At 64.5% G+C, this 25537-nt stretch carries 21 protein-coding genes, 1 tRNA gene and 1 other RNA gene; 11 read left to right on the plus strand and 12 right to left on the minus strand.

Annotated features, from left to right (window positions below):
- The first annotated feature begins 315 nt into the window (after positions 1 to 315).
- From ERC79_RS13625 to tgt, 6 genes are all read left to right on the plus strand, one after another.
- On the plus strand, positions 316 to 1623 hold the full coding sequence (locus tag ERC79_RS13625; RefSeq protein WP_131578920.1) for a hypothetical protein: 1308 nt from the start codon (positions 316 to 318) through the stop codon (positions 1621 to 1623).
- Positions 1620 to 2171: an adenylyltransferase/cytidyltransferase family protein gene (locus ERC79_RS13630; protein WP_165497122.1), complete on the plus strand. Its 552-nt coding sequence runs from the start codon at positions 1620 to 1622 to the stop codon at positions 2169 to 2171. Before ERC79_RS13625 ends, ERC79_RS13630 begins: the two co-directional genes overlap by 4 nt.
- Positions 2168 to 4024: a PEP/pyruvate-binding domain-containing protein gene (locus ERC79_RS13635; RefSeq protein ID WP_131578925.1), complete on the plus strand. Its 1857-nt coding sequence runs from the start codon at positions 2168 to 2170 to the stop codon at positions 4022 to 4024. The genes ERC79_RS13630 and ERC79_RS13635 overlap by 4 nt, the downstream gene beginning before the upstream one ends.
- Complete coding sequence (locus ERC79_RS13640) at positions 4021 to 4947, plus strand: DHH family phosphoesterase (RefSeq protein WP_131578927.1); 927 nt, start codon at positions 4021 to 4023, stop codon at positions 4945 to 4947. Before ERC79_RS13635 ends, ERC79_RS13640 begins: the two co-directional genes overlap by 4 nt.
- A gap of 319 nt (positions 4948 to 5266) precedes the next feature.
- Positions 5267 to 6103 carry a class I SAM-dependent methyltransferase gene (locus ERC79_RS13645; RefSeq protein WP_131578929.1) on the plus strand — a complete coding sequence of 279 codons (837 nt, stop codon included), beginning with the start codon at positions 5267 to 5269 and terminating at the stop codon, positions 6101 to 6103.
- A 79-nt stretch (positions 6104 to 6182) separates the two neighbouring features.
- Positions 6183 to 7448, plus strand: a complete 1266-nt coding sequence (gene tgt / locus ERC79_RS13650) for a tRNA guanosine(34) transglycosylase Tgt (RefSeq protein WP_207390324.1) — start codon at positions 6183 to 6185, stop codon at positions 7446 to 7448.
- Here the strand turns inward: tgt and ERC79_RS13655 are convergent.
- The 3 genes from ERC79_RS13655 to gluQRS all read right to left on the minus strand — a co-directional run bounded on the left by ERC79_RS13655 (position 7415) and on the right by gluQRS (position 10224).
- Positions 7415 to 8167, minus strand: coding sequence for a queuosine precursor transporter (locus ERC79_RS13655; RefSeq protein ID WP_207390325.1), 753 nt, complete (start codon positions 8165 to 8167; stop codon positions 7415 to 7417). The genes tgt and ERC79_RS13655 overlap by 34 nt on opposite strands.
- A gap of 135 nt (positions 8168 to 8302) precedes the next feature.
- Positions 8303 to 9205 (minus strand): hypothetical protein, encoded by a 903-nt coding sequence (locus tag ERC79_RS13660; RefSeq protein ID WP_131578931.1) that lies wholly within the window; start codon positions 9203 to 9205, stop codon positions 8303 to 8305.
- Positions 9206 to 9309: 104 nt separating this feature from the next.
- Positions 9310 to 10224, minus strand: coding sequence for a tRNA glutamyl-Q(34) synthetase GluQRS (gene gluQRS / locus ERC79_RS13665; RefSeq protein ID WP_131578933.1), 915 nt, complete (start codon positions 10222 to 10224; stop codon positions 9310 to 9312).
- A 193-nt stretch (positions 10225 to 10417) separates the two neighbouring features.
- Here gluQRS and ctaD point away from each other — a divergent pair, with 193 nt between their 5' ends.
- The gene (ctaD, locus tag ERC79_RS13670; RefSeq protein ID WP_131578935.1) at positions 10418 to 12217 is read left to right on the plus strand and encodes a cytochrome c oxidase subunit I; all 1800 of its coding nucleotides are present in this window, start codon (positions 10418 to 10420) and stop codon (positions 12215 to 12217) included.
- A gap of 15 nt (positions 12218 to 12232) precedes the next feature.
- Here the strand turns inward: ctaD and ERC79_RS13675 are convergent, their stop codons facing one another.
- The 5 genes from ERC79_RS13675 to ERC79_RS13695 all read right to left on the minus strand — a co-directional run bounded on the left by ERC79_RS13675 (position 12233) and on the right by ERC79_RS13695 (position 16769).
- Positions 12233 to 12790, minus strand: a complete 558-nt coding sequence (locus ERC79_RS13675; RefSeq protein WP_131578937.1) for a TIGR03086 family metal-binding protein — start codon at positions 12788 to 12790, stop codon at positions 12233 to 12235.
- 19 nt (positions 12791 to 12809) lie between these two features.
- Positions 12810 to 13871: an ABC transporter ATP-binding protein gene (locus tag ERC79_RS13680; protein ID WP_131578939.1), complete on the minus strand. Its 1062-nt coding sequence runs from the start codon at positions 13869 to 13871 to the stop codon at positions 12810 to 12812.
- A complete protein-coding gene (locus tag ERC79_RS13685) occupies positions 13868 to 15424 on the minus strand; it encodes an iron ABC transporter permease (RefSeq protein WP_131578941.1) in 1557 nt (518 codons plus the stop codon). The genes ERC79_RS13680 and ERC79_RS13685 overlap by 4 nt, the downstream gene beginning before the upstream one ends.
- A complete protein-coding gene (locus ERC79_RS13690; RefSeq protein ID WP_131578943.1) occupies positions 15408 to 16460 on the minus strand; it encodes an iron ABC transporter substrate-binding protein in 1053 nt (350 codons plus the stop codon). The genes ERC79_RS13685 and ERC79_RS13690 overlap by 17 nt, the downstream gene beginning before the upstream one ends.
- A 221-nt stretch (positions 16461 to 16681) precedes the next feature.
- Positions 16682 to 16769: transfer RNA gene (locus tag ERC79_RS13695), tRNA-Ser, on the minus strand.
- Between the two features lie 95 nt (positions 16770 to 16864).
- Here ERC79_RS13695 and ffs point away from each other — a divergent pair.
- Positions 16865 to 16959, plus strand: an RNA gene (ffs, locus tag ERC79_RS13700) — signal recognition particle sRNA small type.
- 43 nt (positions 16960 to 17002) lie between these two features.
- Entirely contained in the window at positions 17003 to 18295 is a 1293-nt protein-coding gene (locus tag ERC79_RS13705) for an aminotransferase class I/II-fold pyridoxal phosphate-dependent enzyme (RefSeq protein WP_131578946.1), read from the plus strand.
- A 40-nt stretch (positions 18296 to 18335) separates the two neighbouring features.
- Here ERC79_RS13705 and ERC79_RS13710 read toward each other — a convergent pair whose 3' ends face one another.
- Entirely contained in the window at positions 18336 to 18962 is a 627-nt protein-coding gene (locus tag ERC79_RS13710; protein ID WP_131578948.1) for a DUF5701 family protein, read from the minus strand.
- A 596-nt stretch (positions 18963 to 19558) separates the two neighbouring features.
- Here ERC79_RS13710 and ERC79_RS13715 point away from each other — a divergent pair.
- A complete protein-coding gene (locus ERC79_RS13715; RefSeq protein ID WP_131578950.1) occupies positions 19559 to 20728 on the plus strand; it encodes an iron-containing alcohol dehydrogenase in 1170 nt (389 codons plus the stop codon).
- Between the two features lie 94 nt (positions 20729 to 20822).
- Here the strand turns inward: ERC79_RS13715 and ERC79_RS13720 are convergent, their stop codons facing one another.
- The 3 genes from ERC79_RS13720 to ERC79_RS23745 form a co-directional block, all read right to left on the minus strand.
- Positions 20823 to 21410 (minus strand): TetR/AcrR family transcriptional regulator, encoded by a 588-nt coding sequence (locus ERC79_RS13720; RefSeq protein ID WP_242676888.1) that lies wholly within the window; start codon positions 21408 to 21410, stop codon positions 20823 to 20825.
- A gap of 85 nt (positions 21411 to 21495) precedes the next feature.
- The gene (locus ERC79_RS13725; protein ID WP_131578955.1) at positions 21496 to 23106 is read right to left on the minus strand and encodes a class I adenylate-forming enzyme family protein; all 1611 of its coding nucleotides are present in this window, start codon (positions 23104 to 23106) and stop codon (positions 21496 to 21498) included.
- Positions 23103 to 23237 carry a hypothetical protein gene (locus ERC79_RS23745; protein WP_278249706.1) on the minus strand — a complete coding sequence of 45 codons (135 nt, stop codon included), beginning with the start codon at positions 23235 to 23237 and terminating at the stop codon, positions 23103 to 23105. Before ERC79_RS23745 ends, ERC79_RS13725 begins: the two co-directional genes overlap by 4 nt.
- Before the next feature lie 154 nt (positions 23238 to 23391).
- On the opposite strand from ERC79_RS23745, the gene ERC79_RS13730 reads away from it, so the two are divergent.
- Positions 23392 to 25344 (plus strand): NAD(P)/FAD-dependent oxidoreductase, encoded by a 1953-nt coding sequence (locus ERC79_RS13730; protein WP_207390523.1) that lies wholly within the window; start codon positions 23392 to 23394, stop codon positions 25342 to 25344.
- Positions 25345 to 25537 lie beyond the last annotated feature (193 nt).

Genomic DNA, 25537 nt, shown 5'->3' on the forward strand with positions numbered 1-25537 from the left:
CGTTGTAGCGAGCGTGGTGTGACCAGAAAGTTCGGTGGCGATGGTGGGCTCGTGCCGCGTCTGTGACGCTCGTTCGAGATGAATCCGTGATTGATCACATTTCTGTCACCGAGCACTCGTACGCTCGGCCCCAAGCGTGTGGAGGGTTCGCGAGGAGAGGAGCAGGCGTCGGTGATCAAGATCTGTACGAGCGATCCGTCTGTCCCACATCCAGCAGGGGGCACCGAGTCGGTCAAGGCGACAGCAGGCGTACTCCTACGCCTCCTGCTGCTTTCGCCAAACCCCAAGGTTCCGATTGACGGTGCCCATGTGGTCATGGGGGTGGCGAAGTCCAGCATCGGGCGCTACGTGGGTGAGCTACGGGCAGCTTTGGGCAGCAAGTCGGTGGACCGTAAAGGTGGCTTCATGGAGTACCGCGGCGATCGGACAGCCACGGACGCGGCCCTGATCGAGACGAAGCTGAAGGTGATCAGTGCATGTATCGACGGCGCAGAAACGATCGATCGTGACCTGGCCGAGAAGATTTTTCCGGAGCTGCAGGAGATCGATCAGCTCTATGACGGCAACCCGTCAATGGGATTGTCGGGGTTTGCAATGGAGCAGGTCCCTCCGCAGCACCAAAGCTGGGCGATGGAACTCGAGGACATCGTCTCTGAGTGGGTGCAGCACTGGAGTTCCGTTCAGCTGATGCTTGCGGACTGCCGCATGCTCATCACTCCGACGAAGCAGACTGGGCTCGACCTACTCAAGGGACTGTTCAAGATCGCCCGCGATCCGGATCCCCCGGAAGAGGTGTTTCCCCGTTTGCTCCAAGCGGCACAACTGTCCGGTGATCTTCGGCAACACCGTAACGCGTGGGAGCTGGTTCAGTCCTTCTACCGGCAGGAGCGCATGTCCTTTCCCAAGGACCTCGAGGAACTCGCGCCGCCGAGTGCCAAGGTGGCGAACACACCCTGGGATCCACACCGCTCCCACCCCTTGCACACCCCGCTCGAGTACGCCGAGGACGACCCGATTCACGAGATCGCCCGCGTCCTCGGCATCACCTCGCTGTTGAAGCTGCGCGGAGAGGAAGTTGAACCCGCTGAGTGCATCGAACGCACTGAACGCCGGCTCTACTTCTCCGGCGTGCTGGCGTCGAAATGGGTGGCCGAGGCCGGTATCCGGAGCGAGTTCGATGCTCTGCTGAGCAAGCTCGATGGTGAAGAGGGTGATGTGAGGTTCCTGATCATCGATCCCGAAGGCGAGGCATATCAGCAGCTGTACCAGCTGCGCGGCGGGCGGCTGAGTGCAGACTCGGTCCCACATCTTCAGCGACTCGTGCGACGGCATCGATCGTTTCAGGTCAGGGTCGTCAACTCCCTACCGGCATTTCGGATCGTTGTGATCGACGACGATTTCGTCACCTTCTCGCCCTATGCCCTTGATGCGGAGAGATATTCGACAAGCAAGTACGGCTGGGATGCGCCCCACATCATGCTGGATCCGCTGGCCCCGTACCCGCTGTCTGAAGCGTTCCGCCTCTACTTCGAAGAACGATGGTCGACCGCACAGGATCTGAAGCTTCCTCCGGCGCCACAACGACCGACTCCACAACAACCTTCAAGGAGATTTGTTCGATGACTCCGTACGGCATTGTCCTGGGACGTTTCCAGCCACTTCATCACGGCCATGTGGAGTACCTCCAGGCCGCCAAAGCTCGATGCGAGCGGCTGTTCATCGGCATCACCAATCCAGACACGTCCAAGGCGACTATCAGTGAGGCGGATGCGAAGCGCTCGCTGGCCGAGAACAACCCGTTCACATACATCGACCGTCATCTCATGATCGAACGGGCCCTGTTGGAACTTGGATGGGATGCAGACACCTTCTGTCTGATGGCGGCTCCCATCACCGATCCTGATCGGCTTACGGTCTATCTCCCGAGCTCGGCGAAGTCGGAGTTCTTCGTGACGGTCTACGACGAGTGGGGTGAGCAGAAGGCCCGGGAGATCGCAGCGCTCGGGTACCCGACGACCACACTCTGGAGGCGGACGTACGACGAACGATTCACCTCGGGGACGTTCGTGCGCAACGCGATCCGTGACGGAGAGCCGTGGGAGCACCTCGTTCCGTCAGGAGTTTCGAGCTACATCGCCGAGAACAACCTGATCGATTCCCTGAGGGTATGACCATGCTCGATCTCGCCACCCGGATTGCCGATCCCTCCATCTACGGTTGGAAAGCTCACTACCTCAGCCGTTTGATGGAGCAAGGTTTTGTCGTCCCTGGAGCCCTCGCGCTCGCCCCCGATGAAGTACCCGTTCTGTCGGGCATCAATTCTGAACTTGCCTATGCAGTGAGGAGTTCCGGACTGGCCGAAGACACCCATACCGGCTCGTATGCAGGTCATTTCAAGACGAACCTCGGCGTCCGAGGTCTCCGTAACCTACTCGCATCCATCGATGAGGTGCGTATGAGTGGTGCTGGCGAGATGCCTATGGGGGTAGTCATTCAGGAGATGGTCGACAGACCGATCGTGTCGGGAGTTGCATTTTCTTGCCACCCGGTCACGCTCGCCCGCGATGTAGCAGTTGTGTCCTGGGTGCGCGGACTCGGCGAGGGTTTGGTCAGCGGTACGGCGATCGGTAATGACGTCGAGGTGCGCCTGCAGGACGGCGCCGTGTCCTCGGGCGAGTGGCCTCTTGGTGTCGGACTCCTGCGCGAACTTGCAGACATCCTCCGCAAGCTCGAAGACCTCGTGGGACAGCCTGTGGACGTGGAGTGGTCGGTCACCGAATCTGAAACACTTGTGCTCCTACAGCTTCGGCCGATTGTCCTGCCGATACCCGGCGTCACCGACCTCGATACGGTCGGCGCGTTCGCCAGTCTTCCGGCTGGCATTGCGTCGCATAGCAAACTATGGCTCCGTTCGGAGGCGACTCGTCTGGGTGTCCCCATGGCTCGTGCCCGGGCGATCCTGGCCACCGGGACGTCGGGCATTCCAACGGTCAGTCCCTTCCTGGCGAGCGACCACTCGGCGGGGCGCAGTGTGGTACTCCTGCATCCAGCTCGGGTCGAGGGAAAGATTGTGCGCGAGTTCACGAAAGACTGCGCGACCGACGTCGAGTTCTTTGTGCGAGGATGCCAGCGCTACGCGATTCGACAATATCCTCCCCAAGCCGGTGCTGCTCAGTCGATTGCACGTACTCTCGGGATGGGCCTCGAGCACGGACCAGTGGCATGTGTGATCGAGCAAGAGATTCTGCACGCCTACGCGACTGGGATTCTTCGTCGAACCCCCGATGGCTACCTCGTGGAGGCTGCTCTCGGTCACTTCGTGCCCAAGGGTTACATCCAGACATCTACCTATGCACTCACGCAAGACCTTTCGGTCACGCTTCGTGACGAAGTACCGCAAAGCAAGGCGTACCACTTCCTGAACGGCCACGTCATAGTCGAGAGCCCTCCGTACGAACAACTAGTGCTCGCGGACTCCGATCTTCAACGTCTCGTCCGCGCCATGCTGCCGATTCTTGATCGACGCCCGGCCGTTGCCTTGGAGTTCGGGCTCCTGGGAAGTGCAGGAAACGAGTTGGAGCCCTACATGATCGATGTGGCCGAGAGTGACAGCGAGGTCGACGTCTTCTCCGTAGCAGACATTGAACGGGGAGTCGTATCGGCGGGACGAGCGATGGGTCGCCTGGTCGATCTTCGAGTGGATGCTGTTCATGACGATCTCAATGCCCACCTGTACGACACCGCCCTGAACGGCGGCGCGGCATTGGGTCCGACCGTTTACATCGCGCGCCAAGCATCGATCGACCTGTTGCCACTCGTTCGTGCTGCGCATCCTTCGAGTGGCTTCATCTTCGAGAGAGCATCACTACTCGCCCATCTGCCAGTGGTGCTCAGGGAGCGCGGGCTGGCTGCCGTCACGCTTCCAGCCAAGGCCATCGACTCGCTGATCGATCGGGCGGATCGGCTCGCTATCAACACATATGACGAGGAGATCGTCGTCCACCAGGAGGCGTCTGAAGCATGAAGATCGTAACGACGTACAAGAACCCTGATCTTGACGGGGTTGCATCTGCAATCGTCTACTCGGAGTATCTAGCCAGTGGCGATGTGCTGCCGCGGTTCGCGGGCAGCCTGAACATGGAGACCCGCGGTGTGCTGGCGGAGCTCCGGATGAGCGAGCCAGGTCTGTTGGAGGAAGTGAATGGCCTTCGATGGGACGACGTCGTCTTGGTGGACTGTCATCATCGTGCCCAACTTCCACACGTCGACGATCTGACAGCCGTATCCGTCGTGATCGATCATCACCCCGATGGCGACGCAAGTGCATTTCCTCACGCGGACATTCAGAATGAGCTCGTGGGAGCGGCCGCCACGCTCGTGGCGGAACGCATCGCAGCGCGTAGTGAAGCCGGGCTCGAGGGTCTAACGGCTGAACACGCCGTCCTTCTTGCCTGTGCAATCGCTTCGAACACACTCGACTTTGCGGCACCATCGGTGACGGCCCGAGATCGCGCTTCGTTCGAGGGCCTGGTGGCGGCATCGGGTCGGGGTGCACAGGTCGAAGCACTCACCAGCAAGATGCGCATCTGGCGTCAGACGTTTCTGTCCTTGCCTACCAAAGAAGCAGTACAGCAAGACATCAAGGTGATCGACGGCTCGTTCGGCCAGATCGCCGTCTCCCAACTCGAAGCTGACGGCGCGAGCAATCTGCTCGATCGGGAGGATCTGCTCGAAAACCTGGAGCAGCTCATCGAGGAGATGGATGTCGATGCAAGCTTGCTGAGTTTGGTAGACACGGCAATGGGCACAACCACTTTGGTGACTGCGGATCCGCGTGTTCGTGAGCTGCTGATGACCCTGTCGCCTCAGGTTGTCGGCACCGTCACACTGCGTCTGCCATTCGTAGCGCTCCGCAAGACGCATGTCATCCCAGCGCTTACCCGTTGACGAGAGCCGTCAACGGGCGTGTCGCCGGATCTCAGGTGTGAGGAGGGTTGCCGGGTTGCGGTCTGGCCGTCATCGCCCCGCTGGCGGTCTCGGTCCAGATCCGCGAGTGCATCGTCCGAGACAAGGACGGTGCGCCCGATCCGTGGGTTCACGTCGTCAGACGCAGAATCGAGGACGGTGTCGGCCCGCCTCGATGACAGGGGCATAGCGCTGAACCCACTGAGGATGCTTCTTGTGCCCAGCCTTTGTCGGCGTGTGGGAGAGAGCTGAACCTGGGGGAGGCCTTGTCCTCGGGGCCGGGTGAGCGGACGCTCGAACTATGAGCGAATCACTTGTAGCGAAGGAAGCAGATCGCGCGCTCAAGGCGAAGCACCGCGCGGTGTGGGCGTCGGGGGACTACCCGTCTGTTGCGGCTGACGTCATCCCGGATCTGGGTGCGGTTCTGGTCCGGGCGTGCGGTGTGCACGACGGGCAGCGGGTGCTGGACGTGGCGGCCGGGACGGGCAACGCGGCGATCCCCGCGGCGTTGACCGGGGCGCGTGTTGTCGCGTCCGACCTCACCCCGGAGCTGTTCGGCGCGGGCCGCCGAGTGGCCGAGAAGCGCGGCGCTCGACTCGACTGGCGTGAGGGCGATGCCGAGGGGCTGCCGTTTGCCGATGACGAGTTCGATGTCGTGCTCTCGTGCGTCGGGGTGATGTTCGCGCCGCATCACCGGCGGGCCGCCGATGAACTGGTCAGGGTGTGCAAACCGGGCGGGCCGATCGGTCTGCTGAACTGGACACCCGCCGGCTTCATCGGGCGAATGTTCGCGGTCATGAAGCCGTTCGCGCCACCTCCTCCACCCGGGGCGCAGCCGCCGCCACTATGGGGCGACGAACCTCACGTCCGTGAGCTACTCGGGGGCCGGGTCACCGACGTCGTGGCACAGCAAGACACTGTCCGGGTGGACTGTTTCGACGGCCCCGAGGCGTTCCGCGACTACTTCAAGGCCAACTACGGTCCGACGATCGCGGTGTACAAGGCCATTGCCGACGATCCGGACAAGGTTGCGGCGCTCGACCGCGCCCTCGCCGACCTCGCCCGGCAGTTCGACGTCGACGGCGGGTCGTTCGCGATGGACTGGGAGTATCTGCTGCTCACCGCGCGTAAGGGCTAGCGCCCTGTGCGTGCTTGGAGAGGGTAGGCACTCGCCAACCACGCACAGGGCGGAGGGGGCGTTGTGACAGGATGGCGACGTGAGTGACGCCCTGCCGACCCCGCCCGATCCGTTCTTCACGGTGGGTACGCGCCTGCCTGACAAGCTCGGGCGGACCGGCACCCTGCACACCCCGCACGGCGACATTCAGACGCCCGCGTTCATCGCGGTCGGCACCAAGGCGACCGTCAAGGCGGTGCTGCCCGAAGCGATGAAGGATCTCGGCGCGCAGGCAGTGCTCGCCAACGCGTACCACCTGTACCTGCAGCCGGGCCCGGACATCGTCGACGAGGCGGGCGGGCTCGGGAAGTTCATGAACTGGGACGGGCCCACGTTCACCGACAGCGGCGGTTTCCAGGTGATGTCGTTGGGCGTCGGTTTCAAGAAGGTGCTCGCGATGGAGGCGGTCGGCGTGCAGTCCGATGACGTCATTGCCGTCGGTAAGGAGCGTCTGGCGCACGTCGACGACGACGGCGTCACGTTCAAGTCGCACCTCGATGGTTCGGCGCACCGGTTCACCCCCGAGGTGTCGATGCAGATCCAGCACCAGTTGGGCGCCGACATCATGTTCGCGTTCGACGAGCTCACGACGCTGATGAACACTCGCGGCTACCAGGAGCAGTCCGTCGAGCGGACGCAGGACTGGGCGGTGCGGTGCATCGCCGAGCACGAGAAGCTCACCGCCGAGCGCGCGCACCGTCCGTACCAGGCGCTGTTCGGTGTGGTGCAGGGTGCGCAGTACGAGGATCTGCGCCGTCAGGCGGCCCGCGGCCTCGAGTCGATCACGGGCGTGAGCGGACGCGGTTTCGACGGCTACGGCATCGGCGGCGCGCTCGAGAAGCAGAATCTGGGCACCATCGTGCGCTGGGTCAACGAGGAGTTGCCCGAGCACAAGCCGCGGCACATGCTCGGCATCAGCGAGCCCGACGACATGTTTGTCGCGATCGAGAACGGCGCCGACACGTTCGACTGTGTCAACCCGTCCCGCGTCGCCCGCAACGCCGCGATCTACCACCCGGACGGCCGGTTCAACATCAACACCGCTCGCTTCCGCCGAGACTTCACCCCGATCGACGACGAGTGCGACTGCTACACGTGCGCCAACTACACCCGGGCCTACATCCACCACCTGTTCAAGGCCAAGGAAATGCTGGCCTCGACGCTCTGCACCATCCACAACGAGCGATTCACGGTGCGCCTGGTGGACCGGATCCGGGAGAGCATCGACGGCGGGTACTTCGAGGAGTACAAGCGCGAGATGCTCGGCCGGTTCTACGGCAACAGACCGTCGGCCACCGGCGCATAGCTGGGCTCGCGCTTCTTGACGAACGCAATCGCGCGGTACGTCACGGGCATCACCAGAATCTCGACGAGGGTCTTCCACACGAAGCCGACGATCACATAGTTGATGAAATCGTCCCATGTGGAGATGCCGATGGCCCCGGCTGCGATCGAGCAGAAGATGAGGGTGTCGGCGAACTCGCCGACCACCGTCGATCCGATCAGGCGCGCCCACAGATGCTTCTCTCGGGTGCGTTCCTTGATGAGTACCAGGACGGCGGAGTTGAGTAGCTGCCCGACGAAGTAGCCGGCCAGTCCGGCAATCAGCAACCGTGGCACGACGCCCACGACGGCGTCGAATGCGGCCTCGTTCTCGTAGAAGTCGGCCGACGGCAGTTGTTGGGTGAACCAGAAGCTCAGTGCCGCGAGCAGTAGCGCGCCGAAGCCGATGTAGATCGCGCGGCGGGTGGCCTTGAAGCCGTACACCTCGCTGAGGACATCGCCGATGACGTACGCGAGGGGGAACAGGAAGAAGCCGCCGTCGGTGATGATCGGCAGGACCTGGAACGGTCCGAGCGTTACGTTTTGATCGACGAAGAACGCGACCCCCTTGGTCGCGCAGATATTCGAGATCAGCAGTGTCGCGGTGAACAGGGCCACCATGGTGGCGTAGTAGCCGCGGCTGATGTGGGCGAAGGACGCCGGTTCGGACGCTCGGTTGTGGGACTGCACTGACTCTGTCACGACGACATCCAAGCACCCGCGGCTGCGTGACAGCGATTCGCATCCCACCCCTGCCCGTTTTGCGCACTTATCGCTGATTCCCGAGTGTTCCGGAGAGCGACAAGTGCGCAAAACGAGCCTGGAGTGGAGTTTGTCCTACGGCGCGACGGGCCCCTGCACGGTGACCCGGTACGCGTAGGTGGACGCGATGATCGTGACCGGAATGGTCACGAGCAGGCCGACGAGGCAGAGGAGCAAGCCGACGAGGTTCAGGAAGAACAGCGCGATCGCCAGGAGCAGCAACGGGCCCCAGTTCGACGAGATCGCCCGGAAGCTGGACTTGATCGCGGTGATCGCGTCCTGATCCTGGTCGACCACGAACTCGAGCGTCCACCATGTCAGGAAGGCGAGGATGAGGCCCGGGATGATCAGGAGAACGAAGCCGACAGTGGTCATCAAGCCCACGAGGAAGCTCGCGATGATGATTGCGCCGACGTTCTTGAACTCGAAGAACGATCCGAACCCCGGGGGACGGCCGTCCGTCTCGTGCAGTGCGCCCCGGATCAGGGCGGCGCTGATCAGATAGCCGACGATCGTCATGATGATGTTGCCGATGATCTGCCACACGCTGAACGACGACGCGACCAGGTCGCTGAAGTCCTCGAACTCTCGGTTGCTGCCGAAGCTGAACGGCAGCGACACCAGAAAGGAGATCAGGGCGGCCACGAGCAGAATGCCGATCCAGACACCGGGGTTGGCCTTGAACTTGTTCCAGCCGTAAGAGAGCGCGGCGCCGACCGTCACCTCACTGGGCGGAGGACCGGCGGGCTGCTGGCCGTATCCGGAGTCGAATGCAGGCGGAGGCGGCGGGTAACCGCCGGGAGGCGGAGGCGGCGGGTAACCGCCGGGAGGCGGGAAACTGCCCCCGGGCGGCGGCGGAGGCGGCGGGTAGCCCCCGGGCGGCGGGTAGCCACCCGGCGGCGGGGTTCCACCGGGCTGCCACGGCTCGTTGTTGCCGCCCCCGGGGTTCTGATTCGGGTCTTGTCCACCAGTGGTCATGTGTGCACCTGGGTCTCGTCGGATACTGCTCACGGCGAAGATCGAACTTCTGGTTCGAAACATTACGTGGCGAGTGGTCGTTTCGCTGGGTCGACACGTGGTGCTCAGATGCCGGCAATCCAGGGAGTCAAGGGGATTTGCAGCGGTTCCCACCGATCCAGGAGTTGGGACAGGGAGACGGACTCGCCTTCGTCGGCCAGCCCGAGCGACCGCGCGAGTAGGTCCAGCACATCCTGTGGGGTTCGGCCAAGTGCGGCCTGATCCGCGAGGGTGACGGCGCCGTCGCGCTTGGCCAGGCGCCTGCCGGCGGCGTTGAGGGCCAGCGGGACATGCGCGTATGTCGGTGCGGGCAACCCTAGCGATCCGGCGAGGTAGGCCTGGCGCGGCGCCGATGAGAGCAAGTCGTCGCCGCGCACCACCTGGTCGATGCCTTGTGCGGCATCGTCGACCACGACGGCGAGGTTGTAGGCGGGGATGCCGTCCCCGCGGCGCAGCACCAGGTCGTCGACGGTGCCGGTGTAGCTGCCGTGCAGCACGTCCTCGACGGTGAACGAGTCGATACCCGACCGTAATCGCAGCGCCGGTGGGCGCCCACTGGCTCGGCGCTCCTCCCGTTGCGCGGGGGTGAGATCCCGACACGTGCCCGGGTAGGCGCCGGCGGGGGCATGCGGCGCCGAGGCTGCCCGCAGGATCTCCCTGCGAGTGCAAAAGCACTCGTATGTCCGTCCGGCACGCTGTAGGCGGGCGATGGCGGCGTCATACAGCGGGAGACGCTCGGACTGGCGGACGACGTCGTCGTCCCAGTCCAGGCCGAGGGCCGCGAGATCGGCGAGTTGACGTTCCTCGGCTCCGGGTCGCACCCGGTCGAGGTCCTCGACGCGCAGCAGGAATCGGCGTCCGGTCGATCGCGCGAACAACCACGCGAGTAACGCGGTGCGGAGGTTGCCCAGGTGAAGGTCGCCGGAGGGGCTCGGGGCGAATCGTCCGGCTTGTGACGATCCGTCGACCTCGTTTGGCATTGCTGCAGCTTATCGAGGTCGTTTCCGGCCCGGCCGGCACCGTGGATTCCATAGCCAACGACGGATGGAAGGCGTAGCGTCCTGGGTGCTGAGCCTGTGTCGGTGGCCGCCTGCGAGCAGAGCTTTCGTGCAGACCACGACCGGCTGTGCCTTGACGAGGAGCGTGCCCGCTGGCACGCGGTCAGGAGGAGCGGTGGCGACCGTCGAATTCCATCCCGTAGCTGTCCGACCGTATCCGCCGCGACGCGCGCGCAAGGGCGAATTCATCTTTCGGATCATCACCACCACCGATCCCAAGTTGCTCGGGATCATGTACCTGATCACGTCATTCGCGTTCTTCATGCTCGGCGGATTGCTGGCGCTGCTGATGCGTGCGGAGTTGGCGCTGCCGGGGCTGCAGTTCCTGTCGAACGAGCAGTACAACCAGCTGTTCACGATGCACGGCACGATCATGCTGCTGCTGTACGCGACGCCCATCGTGTTCGGATTCGCGAACTACATCCTGCCGCTGCAGATCGGCGCCCCCGATGTGGCATTCCCACGCCTCAATGCGTTCAGCTACTGGCTGTACCTGTTCGGTGCCCTCGTCGCGTCCGCCGGCTTCATCACCCCGGGTGGTGCGGCGGACTTCGGTTGGACCGCCTACACGCCGCTGTCGGATGCGGTGCACTCACCCGGCATGGGCGGCAACCTGTGGATCATGGGGCTCGCCATAGCCGGCCTCGGCACCATTCTGGGCGCGGTCAACATGATCACCACCGTCATCTGCCTGCGCGCCCCGGGCATGACCATGTTCCGGATGCCGATCTTCACGTGGAACATCTTCATCACCAGCATCCTGATCCTGATCGCGTTCCCGATCCTCACGGCGGCACTGATGGGGTTGTTCGCCGATCGCCAGTTGGGCGCACACGTGTACGACCCCGGAACCGGCGGAGTGATCCTGTGGCAGCACCTGTTCTGGTTCTTCGGCCACCCCGAGGTCTACATCGTGGCGCTGCCGTTCTTCGGCATCGTCTCGGAGATCTTCCCGGTGTTCTCGCGTAAACCGATCTTCGGTTACACCGGCCTGGTGTACGCGACCATCGCAATCTCGGCTCTATCCGTGGCCGTATGGGCGCACCACATGTATGCGACGGGAGCCGTTCTGCTGCCGTTCTTCTCGTTCATGACATTCCTCATCGCGGTTCCGACCGGCGTGAAGTTCTTCAACTGGATCGGCACGATGTGGAAGGGCCAGTTGACGTTCGAATCCCCGATGCTCTTCTCGGTCGGCTTCCTGGTGACCTTCCTCTTCGGCGGTCTGTCGGGCGTGCTGCTCGCGAGCCCGCCGATCGACTTCCACGTCACCGACTCGTACTTCGTGATCGCCCACTTCCACTATGTACTCTTCGGCACCATCGTGTTCGCCACCTACGCGGGCATCTACTTCTGGTTCCCGAAGATGACGGGACGGTTCCTCGACGAGCGACTCGGCAAGTGGCACTTCTGGTTGACCTTCCTCGGTTTCCACGCCACCTTCCTGGTGCAGCACTGGCTCGGTGCGGAGGGCATGCCGCGCCGTTACGCCGACTACCTCCCGTCCGACGGCTTCACCGTCCTGAATTCGCTGTCGACAGTAGGCTCGTTCATCCTGGGCGCCTCGACGCTGCCGTTCCTGTGGAACGTCTTCAAGAGCTACCGCTACGGGCAGGTCGTCACCGCCGACGACCCGTGGGGCTACGGCAACTCGCTCGAATGGGCCACCAGTTGCCCGCCGCCGCGGCACAACTTCACCGAGCTGCCCCGGATCCGCAGTGAGCGTCCGGCATTCGAGCTGCACTACCCGCACATGGTCGAGCGGCTACGTGCCGAGGCTCACGTCGGTCCGGGCAGTGCCGGCCGGCAGGTGACTGCGGTAATCGAGAGCAGTGACCGGGAGGCGGACAGCGATCGTGAGCCGCCGCCCGAGGAGGAGCAGCGCGGATTGGGCCGGCACCGCGACGACACCTGAACCCGGCGCCGCCGGTCAGGCGCTGCGGCCGAGGGCGGCGAGAACCCGGGTCTGGTGGTCCGCCTCGGCCGGCACGGCGATCGCGGGGCCGCACACCCCGTCCATGCGAAGGGAGTCGCCAAGTTGGGCGATGACCGCGTCGGCCAACGCGAGGTCCTCGGCCGGGATTGTCTCGTCCAGTCCCGCGGCTCGGGCGATGTCCCAGCCGTGGACGATGAGGTCGAAGCAGTAGAAGGTGCGCACGGTCGACGACAGGTCGGTGCGTCCGAAGTGGCCGTCATACTCGAGGCTCGCTTTGGACGGATCGTCGAGGATGGCCTGCACTGCGTTTCGCGTGTGGTGCCATGCGGCGGCCGGGTCGGTCTCCGTCGACGGGCCCTCCGGGATGGACAGGCCCACGACACCCATCATGTGGGCCTGCGTTTCGACGATGTGTGCCACGACGTCGCGGGTGCTCCAACCGTCACACGGCGAGGGACTTTCCCAGCGGTCGGCAGGGACCGCGTCGATGCGGTCGGTGAGGGCTGCGGCAAGCCGCCGGTACAGGTCTGGGGTGGATTCGGTGGTCATCATGCGGCTGATTCTCCTCGCCTCAGTCGGTTTGGGCGAACGCTGCGCCCTCGCCGAACACCTCGATTGACACCGCGGCGCCGACGTGCGGGGTGTGCGTGCTCGCCTGGCGCACCCGGATCTCGGTGTGGGTGGCGTCGAGAGTGATGTCGAGCATGGCCTGTGAACCCAGGAACTCGATGCTGCGGACCGTCCCCGTCCGGGCTCCGGACTTCTCGGGGGCCATCTCGGTCGCCACGATCTGTTCGGGGCGCAGCAGCACCCGGGCTGGTCCGTGGAAGGTGCTCTCCTGCACGGGGATCGGACCCAACGCTGTCTCGGCGATGCCATCCGCGATCACGGCCGGCAGCAGGACGCACTCGCCGAGGAACTCCGCGGTGAACACGTCGACCGGAGACCGGTAGAGCTGTTCGGGTGTGCCCACCTGCGTGAAGCGTCCGGTGCGCATCACCGCGACCTGGCCGGCGAAGGTCAGTGCCTCCTCCTGATCGTGCGTGACCAGCAGGGTTGTCACGCCTGCAGCCTCGAGCGTTGCCGCCACCGACTTTCGAGTGGTTACGCGCAGGCCCGCGTCGAGCGCGCTGAACGGCTCGTCGAGCAGCATGACCTCCGGATCCCGGGCCAGGGCGCGGGCGAGGGCGACGCGTTGCTGCTGGCCGCCGGACAGCTCATGCGGGCGCCGACGCCCGTACGAGCTGTCGAGTGAGACCATCTCGAGTAGTTCCGTGACCCGCCGCTCGGCCGCTTTGCGGCCGTGCAATCGGGGCCCGTTGAGCCCATACGCGATGTTCCCGGCGACGGTGAGGTGTGGGAACAGCGCACCGTCCTGTGCGACGTATCCGACGCGCCGACGGTGCGCGGGCACCATCTTCCCGCCGCCGGCCACGACGGATCCGGCGATGGACACCGTTCCGTCATCGGGGCGTTCGAACCCGGCGATGATGCGGAGCAGGGTGGTCTTACCGCAGCCAGACGCACCGACGACTGCCGTGATCGAGCCGTGCTCCACCTCCAGGCTCACCTCGCGCAGCACGTCCGTCGGTCCGAACGATTTCGACACTTTGTCGATCACGATTTCGCTCACGCGCCGGCCGCCTTCCGAGATTGGCTGAACAAGAGGTAGGTCATCGGCAACGCCAGCGCGATCATCAGCAGCGCGTACGGGGCTGCGGCCGCATAGTCGAGTTCGCTGGTGAGCGACCAGAATCGGGTGGACAACGTGCGGGTGCCATTCGGGGCAAGCAGCAGGGTCGCGGTCAGCTCCGTCGCGATTGCCATGAACACCAGCGCGGCGCCGACGGCGGCGGACGGCGCGGTCAGCCGCAGCGTCACGCGCAGGAACGTCGTCCACGGCGGCTTGCCGAGCGCCGCCGAGGCTTCCTCGAGGCCGACCGGCACCTGCGCGAGACCCGCTCGCAAGGACACCAGGGATCGCGGCAGGAACATCAGTACGTATGCGACGATCACCATGATCGTGGTCTGGTACAGCGGATTCGCATACCGGATGGTGACGGTGATCAGTGCCAGAGCGGTGACGATGCCGGGCAGCGAACTGGTCACGTAGTTGGTGCTCTCGACGATCTTGCTGATCGCGCCGGGCCACCGGACCGCCAGCCATGCGACGGGAAACGCGAGTGCCGTCGCCGCGAGCGCGCCCGCCAGGCCGAACGTGAGTGTCTGCGACAGCGCGGGCCACAGTGCCGCCGACCGCCACACCTCGGCGCCGCCGATTCGCAGCCACCGCACTATCGTCCAGACCGGAACGCCGAGTGCCAGGACCGTCAGCGCGACGAGGCCCAGCGCGGCAGGCGCCGCGCTCCACCGGAGACGGGCGCGGGGTGCAGTCCTGGGTGCCCCGGAGCCGACCCGGGCGTAACGGGCGGACCCGCGGGCGGCGGATTCAGTGACGAGCAGCGCCAGGCACAGCAGCACCAGCACGCTGGCCAGCATGCTGCCCGCGACGCCGTTGAACGTGGATTGGAACTGCTCGAGGATTGCGGTGGTGAATGTGTCGAACCGCAGCATCGCGAACGCGCCGTACTCGGCGAGCAGGTGCAGGCCGATCAGCAGTCCGCCGCCGAGGATGGGCAGGCGCAGCTGCGGCACGATCACCCGGAAGAACACTGCCCAAGGACTGGAGCCGAGCGCGCGGGCCGACTCCTCGACCGCGGGGTCGAGCCGTCGCAGCGTCGCCGCAACAGGCAGCGCAACCAGCGGAAAGTAGGACAGCGTGGCGACGAGGACGCCCGACCACAGGCCGTGCAGCGAGGGGATCACCGTCACCCAGGCATAGCTGTTGACGAATGCGGGAACGGCCAGCGGGGCCGCGAGAACCGGACCCCACCAACGGAATCCGAACACAGTGGTGCGCTCGACGAGCCAGGCGGCAGCGACCCCGACTGCCACGCAGATCGGGATGGTGACGATCACCAGGGAAACCGTGTTGATCAGCAGTTCGCCGACGCGGGGGCGAAAGATCAGTGCCGACGCCGTCGTCCACCCGGTCGAGATCGTGGTTGTGATGACATAACCGAGGGGGATCAGTGTGACCGCCACGAGTGCGGCCACGATCAGAACGAGAACCAGCGGGGGGCGGGGCCGTGCCCGCCCCCCGGTCCGATCAGAGAAGACCGGCATCCGTCATCAACTGAGTGACCTTCTGGCTGTTGAGCTTCGACGGGTCCACGACGGGCGCTTGCAGGTCCGCGAGCGGCACCAGCTTCGGGTTGGCGGCGACGCCGCTGCCCACCGGGTACTCGAACGAGGTGCCGGTCTGCAGGATCTCCTGGCCGGCCTTGCCGGTGATGTACTTCAGGAAGGCCTGGGCGGCTGCGGCGTTCTTGCTGGACTTGACGACACCACCACCGGAGATGCTGACGAACGCACCCGGATCCTCGTTCTTGAAGTAGTGCAGCTGAGTGTTCTTGCTGTTCTCGCCGGTCTTGGCCTGGTCACCGAACCAGTAGTACTGGTAGATGATGCCGCCGTCGATCTCACCGGCGTTGACGGCCTTCATGACCGTGCTGTTGCCCTTGTAGGCGACCGAGTTCTCCTTCATCCCAGCCAGCCACTGCTTGGTGACGTCTTCACCCTTGAGTTCGAGCAGGGCGCTGACGATCGCCTGGAAGTCGGCGCCGGACGGCGACGCGCCCCAGCGACCCTTCCACTCGGGGTTCTGCAGGTCGAGCAGCGACTTCGGCAGCTGGTCGGCGGCGAGCTTGTCCTTGTTGTAGACGAACACCGTGGAGCGGGCCGCGATGCCGGACCACTTGCCGGTGGACGGGCGGAACTGCGCGGGGACCTGGTCGAGGGTCGCGGCGTCGACGTCGGCGAACTGGCCGGCGTTCTCGACGAGCGCCATCGCCGGCGAGTTCTCCGTGAGGAACACGTCCGCGGGGGAGGCGGAGCCTTCGGCGACGATCTGGTTCGCGAGCTCGGTGTCCTTGCCGTTGCGCAGGGTCACCTTGACGCCGGTCTCCGCGGTGAAGCCGTCGACCCATTCCTGGGTGAGCGACTCGTGCTGCGCGTTGTAGACGGTGATCTCACCGGACGGCGCACCGGATGCGCCCGAATTCGAGGAGTCCGAATCCGAATTACCGGAGCACGCAGTGATGCCTACCAGTGTCGACGCGACGAACGCCGCACCGGCGATCCTCTTCCACGTTGATGCCATGTCGGACCTCTCGTTGCTCTCCACCGGCGCCTCCGGTGAGGTATGGCTAAGCAACATACACCGCATCGGTGTGGGGGGCGTCGGGCCGTCCGCCCGGCGGGACTTTCGGCCCTGCCGCCACGGGTTGGCGGGGGCTGGATGCGAAGGCGGCTGGATGCGAAGGCGGCTGGATGCAGAAAGCCCCCGACCCTCAGCTGACGCTGTTGATCGGGGGCTTCCCGTGGCGGAGGATAGGGGATTTGAACCCCTGAGGGCGTTAACCCAACCCGCGTTCCAGGCGAGCGCCATAGGCCACTAGGCGAATCCTCCGTGGGGGAGCCTACCTGTTCCAGGGGCCGAAATGCCAAACGGGTCCTGGGGAGGGGTGCGTCACTGCGTGGCGGGAAACTCCGGTTACACTCGTAGACGGATCCCGCGCGGCGCGCATCCTGTGAACTCCCCCAGGGCCGGAAGGCAGCAAGGGTCAACGGGCTCTGCCGGGTGCGCGGGGTCCTCTATCTTTCCCGTCCCCGACCGGTCGCGTCGGTGAAAGGCCGCCCCGCATGCCTGTGCAAACCCAAATCGGGTTGATGAGCCATGAGGAACTTCGCTCCGAGCTCGAGCGCCAGTCCGCGAAGTATGAGCAGCTGAAGGCCGAGAAGCTCAAGCTCGACCTCACACGCGGCAAGCCTGCACCGGAGCAGCTGGATCTGTCGGCGGCCCTTCTCTCCCTGCCCGGAGACGGTGATTTCCGCGATGGCGACGGCACCGACTGCCGCAACTACGGTGGCCTGTCCGGCCTGCCGGAGCTGCGCGCGATCTTCGGCGAATTGCTGGGTATTCCCACCGCGAATCTGTTGGCCGGAAACAACGCGAGCCTCGAGATCATGCACGACGCGATCGTGTTCTCGCTGCTGCACGGCACGCCCGATTCCCCGCGGCCGTGGTCGCAGGAGCCGGCGATCAAGTTCCTCTGCCCTGCACCGGGTTACGATCGTCACTTCGCGATCACCGAGTCGTACGGCATCGAGATGATCGCGATACCGATGCGCGACGACGGCCCGGACATGACCGAGGTCACCGAGCTGGTCGCCTCCGATCCGCAGATCAAGGGCATCTGGTGCGTGCCGGCGTACTCGAACCCGACGGGTGCGGTGTACTCCGAGGATGTCGCCCGCGCGCTGGCGTCGATGCCGGCTGCCGCCCCCGACTTCCGCATCTACTGGGACAACGCGTACGCCGTGCACCCGCTTGTCGAGGAGTGCGCGCCCGCGCTCGACATCCTCGGCATGGCCGCGGAGGCCGGTCATCCGAACCGTCCGCTGGTGTTCGCGTCCACGTCGAAGATCACGTTCGCGGGTGCGGGTGTGAGCTTCTTCGGCGCCTCCGATGCGAACCTGGCCTGGTATCAGCAGTATCTGGGCAAGAAGAGCATCGGACCGGACAAGCTCAACCAGCTCCGCCACCTGCGCTTCTTCAAGGACGCCGACGGCGTTCGCGCGCACATGGACAAGCACCGCGAAATCCTGGCGCCCAAGTTTGCGAAGGTACTCGAGATCCTCGAGGATCGCCTGGGTGCGTCGAAGGTTGCGTCGTGGACGGAGCCCAAGGGCGGCTACTTCATCAGCCTCGACGTAGTCGACGGCACCGCGAAGCGCGTGATCCAGCTGGCGAAGGACGCCGGTATCGCGCTGACCGCCGCGGGTTCGGCCTTCCCGTACAGGAAGGACCCTGAGGACAGGAATATCCGCCTCGCCCCGAGCTTTCCGTCGATGGACGAGCTAGCGAAGGCGATGGACGGTGTCGCGACCTGCGTCCTCCTCGCCGCTGCCGAGCACGCGCTCACCAAGCAGTAGATTCGCCGCGCTTCGACTGCCGGGCAGCGAAGGGTGCCCTTCAGGCGCCGACGCGTTCGCCCGCGTGCGCCGACCCCAGCCACGTGTGCGGGTTGCCGTTCCAGCACCAGCCGAGCTTCGGCCGACGGTCGCTGATCCATACAGCGGGGACGCGCTTGTCCCCGCACCGTGACGCCAGCAGTGAGAAACACTTGTTCTTGCGCAACATGTCCGGGCGCACGGTGATCAATGCGATGCCCTCGTCGATGGTGAGCGGGCTGCGGCCGTCTGCCGTGATCTTCACGAGCGCGTCCTGCGGAGTGACGTTCAGGAACTCGGTGCCGGTGTCGATGTCGAACAGCAGATAGCCGGAGCCGACTGGCACAGTGATGCCTTCGATCGGCCGGAACGTCGTCAGCTCGCCCGGTTCCAGCACGGTGAAACCCTGCCGGTTGCCGAGTGCAGTCCGGGACATCGCCTCCTCCCGGGGGAATCCGGTCGGGACCAGCACGAACGGGATGTGGTCCTCGCCTCGCTCGACGGCGGCGTCGGGTCGCGTGGCGATCACCTCGCGCAGCGGGGCCAGGCCGTCCCGAAACGCCGTTTCGGTAGTCCCGGCGAGGGCGGGATGGCCGAGGGCGACGAGGTGGTCGAGTTGACGGTCGAACTCGGCAATAGCGTCGGTCACTGCAGGTTCCTTTCGGTGACGGTGGACGGTCCAACGTCCGCACGCGGGTATTGGTTCCCGCTCTCCGTGACTTCCGCTGGCGGCAATTTTCAGTGGCGGCGATGCGAGCGAACAGGTCGCGGAGCTACTGGTGGGCGTGGTTACCGACGTCAGCAAAGTCTTGGGGCCCGACCCGGGCAGGTATCTCCAACCTCATTGCCTCATGCAGCAAGCGTCAAAACAGAGAGCAATCCGCTGTTAGGTTCAGTGTCCCGTGCGGGTATCAAGCCCCCCGAAAATCGTCACTGTTCGCCGCATGGGGGAGCTGCTCGCTTCATGTGAAACCCTTTAGTTTGCACAAAATTGCTGTTCAGAGCCATGGTGCGTGTCAGGGCTTCCCATCCACTGCCGTTTCGCTTACCGCACAGGCGGGGAACTGTGGTGTACGCCACAGATCTGTTGTAAGGTAACAGCCGTTAGCTTTCGGCGGGGCGCGAGAGATTGCCCGGCGCCGGATCCACACTCGAAATCCCTTCTGCGTGGGCGGAGTGAGAGCCGAGCGCTCTTGTCGACGTCCTTGGTGGGTCGAGGATGAAGAAAGAAGGATGGTAATCGCCGTGCAGTCATCACTTGTCTCTCTGTCGTCCATGGAGAGAGTCCGCATTGGGACTCCGGTCGCGGAGGCCGCAGCCCAGGAGGCGGAGTTGCTTGGGGCGAACCGTGTCTTCGTCGTGTGCAGTGGGACGCTCAACTCGCAGACCGATGAGATCAATCGGGTGACCGAGGCGTTGGGTGCGCGATTCGTGGGGCTGTTCGACGCGGTTCGGCCCCACGTGCCGCGCGAAGACGTCATCGCGGCGACCCGGGCGGCCGCCGACGCCGAGCCGGACATGCTGTTGTGCGTGGGTGGTGGGTCGGCGACGGACCTGTCGAAGATCCTCGCGGTCACTCTCGAACACGGGGTTCGCGAGGCGTCTCAGATGGACGCCTACCACCTGCAGGTCAATCCCGACACGTCGGTGACTGCCCCCAGCTTCTCGGCCCCGAGAATTCCGGTGGTGGTGGCGCCCACGACCCTGGCCGGTGGTGAGTTCAACGCGTTGGCCGGGTCGACGGATGAGAAGAGCAACGTCAAGGAGGGCTATCTGCATCCGGCGATGACCCCGAAGGCCGTCATCCTCGATCCTGTGCTCGCTCGGCACACGCCGGAGTGGCTGTGGCTGTCGACCGGGGTGCGCGCACTGGATCACGCCTTCGAGACCTTGGGTTCACTCGAATCGAACGGGTACTACGACGGGATGGCGATGAATGCCATTCGACTGCTCTCCGAGGGGCTCGTCCGGGTGAAGGAGGACGCCGACGACGTGGACGCTCGCCTGATGTGCCAGGTCGGTGCGTGGTCGTCGATGGTTGCGATCGTCGCGGGCCTCGACATGGGCGTCAGCCATGCCGTCGGGCATGCGCTCGGTGGCTCGTTCAACGTTCCGCACGGGTACACCTCATGCGTCATGGCGCCCTTCGCGCTCGAGTACAACCGTGAGGTCAACGAGCATCGCCAGGCGCTGATCAGTGCCTCCTTGGGTGCGCCGGAGACGCCGGCGCACGAGTTGGCGGACTCGCTCATCCGGCGGCTCGGCATGCCGAGATCGCTGGGAGAGGTCGGGCTGACCGAGAACGACCTCTCCAGCCTGGCGACGTACACGTTCAAGGACATCTGGTGTGGGACCAACCCGAACCCCATTGCAAATCCGGACGCGCTAGTGCCCTTGTTGCAGCGGGCGCTCTGAAACTTGCCGCGGGCGCTCTGAAACGCGAATATAGCTGGTCTCCCTCCCCGTCAGAAGGAGGGAGACCAGCTGTATTCGGAGGGCTTGGTGAGAGTCACCGTCGGCTGGTCGTACCGCCGGCACCCTTCTCCGTCTCGGGTCGGTGACGGAGAATTCCGACGACGATGTAGTCGACGTAGGTGGCCACCAGCGCCTCGATGTCGTGGTCGTCCCGGAGCCACCAGCTGACACCGTTCATGAGGTCCAAGACGGCGACGGCCGCACGCAGCGGGTCGGCGTTGTCGAACTCTCCAGCGCGGATTCCGGCGGCGATCACATCGCGTACCCGCCGCTGGTAGTACTTGCGGTATTCGAGCACCTGTTCGCGGTGTTCGACGTTGAGCGCCGAGAGCTCCCGTAGGCTCACCAAGTGCTCGACGCGATTCACCGCCAAGTGCCGCAGATGAACATCGATCAGCGAGGTGAGTCTCTCGGCCGGTGTTCCGGGCTCGTCGAGGACCAGTAGATGCTCCTCAACCGGGACCTGGGTCATCTTCAGGGCGATCGCGTAGAGGATCTCCTCTTTGGAGGTGAAGTGGTTGTACAGGCTCGCGCCCTTGATCCCCACCGAATCGGCGATGCCGCGCATGCCGGCCGAATGGTAGCCCTGATCAGCGAAGTATTCGGCTGCCGCGGCCAGGATGGCGTCACGTCGACTGGGAAGACCTGCGACTGGTGGTCGACCGGATGTGGGTGTCGCGCTGCTGGCAAGGTCGGGTTTCAGCGTTTCAGTCCTTTGCGTACAGGCGGCGTAGTTCTCTCTTGAGCAGCTTTCCCTGGGGATCGGTGGGCAGCTCGTCCACGATCGTGATCGTCTTGGGGACCTTATAGCCTGCGAGCACGGTCTTGCAGTGGTCCCGCAACTCCTGACCGGAGAGGTCGCTGCCGTCGACGGGGATGACGAAGCCGGTGACAGCCTCGGACCAGTAGTCGTCCGGAAGTCCCACGACGGCTGCTCGCGATACTCCGGGATGGGTCTGCAGTACGCGCTCGACCTCCTGAGAGGACACGTTGTAGCCGCCCGTCTTGATCATGTCCTTGCTGCGATCGAGGAAGAACATGTTGCCCTCGGAGTCGCGGCGGACGATGTCGCCGGTATGGACCCAGCCGCCATTGAGGACAGCGGCGGTCCTTTCTGGATCTTTGTAGTAACCCAGCATCACCGACGGTGTGCGACAAAGCAGTTCACCGCTTTCGGCTTCATTTCCGTCGGCGTCGACCACCTTGACCTCCAGATGGCCGACCGGCTTGCCGATCCAGGTCGGATCCTGATCGGGAATGTCCTCGAGTCGCTTGAACCAGCCGACGGAGCCCAGCTGCGTCAACTCGGACTGGCCCCAGTAGGTGCCCCACACCGATGCAGGCGCCGCGTGGTGCCAGGCGTCCACCGTTCGTGGCGAGACCTGTCCTCCGTAGGTCAGGCAGCGCTGGATGGTGCCGACGGTCTCAGGACCGAAGTGCGGGTGGTCTGCCAGTGAGATGAAAAAGGTCGGGGTTTGAGCCAGGACCGTGATCTGCTCCGTCTTGATCATGTGCAATGCGTCGGCAGGCGCGAGGCTGGCGGGGAGTACGAGCGTTGCTCCAAGCAGCAGGAGCGATGTCAGGGAGCCGATTCCGGCGATTGTGTGGAATGGCATGACGTAGAGCCAGACGTCGTCGTCCAGACATCTCAGCCCCCATGTGTACGCAGGTGCGGTGGACGCCAGGTAGTTGCGATGCGGCAGCATGACCCCCTTCGGCGCCGCCTCGGTTCCGCTCGTGTACACGATCATCGCGAGGTCGTGTTCGTCGACATCGCAATCCGGCTCCGTCGCCGGCGAGGACTCGAGGAGTTGCTCGAAGCGGTGGCCCTCGACGTCGTCTGCGCCGTCGAGAACAACGATTTCGGGGCGGTTTCCGAGGTCTGCCAATGCTTCTTCCAGGACGGGCAGGAATTCCGCCGCCACGACCACAGCCGCGGGCTCGAGGTGTCCGATCTGTTGGGCCACCTCGCTGGGCCCGAAGAGGACATTGATGCCGGAGTACGCCGCTCCTATCTTGAGGGCACCGTAGTAGGCGACCACCGATTCCACGCGGTTGCGGGCCATCACGGCGACCCGGTCACCGCGGGAGACTCCGAGGCCGAGGAACATGTGGGCCGCCCGGTTGGCGCCCTGATCGAGCGCACCGTAGGTGGTCACGGTCCGTCGACCATCGGGGGCGTACGACACGATCGCGGCCTTGGAGGACCGGCTCTGCGCGTGGCGGCGAAGTTGGTCGCCCAACGTCGCCCGGCCTAGCGGTGACGACTGGGTCGCCGTGAGAGAACGGCTGCCGGCGATCCCGTTCACCGCACTCATGCGGCCTCGAAGGCGTCGACGTGGGCGACGGCAGTCGCGGCGGCGCGGCGCTTCTCGCCAGGTCCGCAAAGCAGTCCCGACCACCGCCGCAGATCGGCGGCACTCGGTTCGACACGTACCGACAGGTCCATGGTTCCTCACTCTCCGACAGTGCTTACCACTGTTAGTATGGCGCGGCTCATATTGTCACCGACATCCCTAGCGGTCAAGGAGAAGAGTCGAGCTTAGGGTGAGAATCGAGAGCTACCCTTGGCAGTGAGACTAACCTTTGTTAGCCTTCGCCGTATGTCTATCGTCACTGACCACGACCGTGACCGTCTGCGTTCGGCGGTGCGACGGGGAAATGTTCCGACCATGCTCGCCGTGCTGCTGGAACTGACCGCCGACGATCGTTGGATGGCCCCCCGCTACCGGCCTACGCGCAGTCGGGGCATGGACGACAACTCCACGGGAGGGCTTCCGGACGAGGTTCAGGCCGAAATCCAAGATGCGTTGGTCGACGCGGTTGAACGCTGGTGGGCCCTGGGCGGGTCGTCCCGGCAGATGATGGACAGCTCGGAGGTTGAGCGAATCCTCAACTTCACCTGCGGCGAGACCGTGCCGCCGGACTTCGCGCCAATGATGGCGGAGATCGTCAATGGTCCGCAGGTCAAGCCTGTTCCAGGCAAGCGCGCCGAGCGACTCCACGCCATCGTGATCGGGGCCGGCATCGCCGGGATGCTGGCCTCCTTCGAGCTGACCCGTGCCGGAATCCCGCACATGATCGTGGAGAAGAACGACGATGTCGGCGGTTCATGGTGGGAGAACCGCTATCCGGGCGCCGGAGTGGATACGCCGAGCCATCTCTACTCGATCTCGTCGTTCCCGCACAACTGGTCGACCCACTTCGGCAAGCGTGACGAGGTGCAGGGCTATCTCGAGCACTTTGCGGAGGCAAACGACATCCGGCGCCATGTTCGCTTCAGGCATGAGGTGACGCGCGCCGAGTTCGATGAGCCGGGACAGAGTTGGCGTGTGACCGTTCGGCGGCCGGACGGGGAATCGGAGGTCTTGGAGGCCCCGATTCTGATCAGCGCGGTCGGTCTGCTCAACCGTCCGAAGATCCCGCATCTCCCGGGAATGGAGAGCTTCCGCGGTCGCCTTTTCCACTCCGCCGAGTGGCCGAGCGAGCTCGACGATCCGGAGTCACTCCGCGGAAAGAGAGTGGGCATCGTCGGGGCGGGCGCCAGCGCGATGCAGATCGGGCCGGCCATCGCGGATCGTGTCGGATCGCTGACGATCTTCCAGCGCTCGCCGCAGTGGATCGCACCCAATGACGATTACTTCGCGACCATCGACGAAGACGTCCACTGGCTGATGGACCACCTCCCCGGGTATCGCGAGTGGTATCGGGCCCGTCTGTCGTGGATCTTCAACGACAAGGTGTACCAGTCCCTCCAGGTGGACCCGGCCTGGCCCGAGCCGAGCGCCTCGATCAACGCGACCAACCATGGTCATCGCAAGTTCTACGAACGCTATCTCCGTGATCAACTGGGCGACCGAACCGATTTGATCGAGGCGTCGCTGCCGGACTATCCGCCCTTCGGGAAGCGGATGCTGCTGGACAATGGCTGGTTTGCGATGTTGCGCAAGCCCGACGTCACGCTCGTCCCGCACGGCGTCGGCGCCGTGACACCCTCCGGCCTGGTCGATACGAACGGCGTCGAGCACGAGCTGGACATCATCGTCATGGCGACGGGTTTCCACAGCGTGCGCGTTCTTTATCCGATGGACATCGTCGGTCGATCCGGCCGGTCCACCAGAGAGATCTGGGGCGAGCACGACGCGCGCGCCTATCTCGGGATCACGGTTCCGGACTTCCCGAATTTCTTCATCATGACCGGACCGAATACCGGCCTGGGACACGGGGGGAGCTTCATTACGATCCTGGAATGTCAGGTCCGCTACATCATGGATGCGTTGGAGTTGATGCGATCGAAGGATCTCGGCGCGATGGAGTGCCGGCCTGAGGTCAACGATCGCTACAACGAGGCCGTCGACCGACAGCACGCACAGATGGTGTGGACCCACCCCGGGATGGAGAACTGGTATCGCAACCCGGACGGTCGCGTCGTGTCAGTACTCCCTTGGAGGATCAACGATTACTGGGCCATGACCTACAAGGTCGACCCGGCGGATTTCCATACCGAGCCAGCCCGCGCCGAGTCGGTCCAGACCCTCACCGCTGGGGGTGAGTGAGGATGCGGGACAGGGGCACCGAGGGAGAAGTCGCCGGTCGCGGAGGGAGTTTTCCTATCTGCGAGTGCCCAATTGATCGTCCGAGCCGTGTTCTGCGTGCTTGTGACGGACGTTCTTGACTTCGGAACGCGAATTCCCGGAGTGTTGACGAATTTTGTCCCCTTTAGCTGTGCCGATCAGTACCCCATCGTTC

The sequence above is a fragment of the Rhodococcus sp. ABRD24 genome (assembly GCF_004328705.1).
GTDB lineage: Bacteria > Actinomycetota > Actinomycetes > Mycobacteriales > Mycobacteriaceae > Prescottella.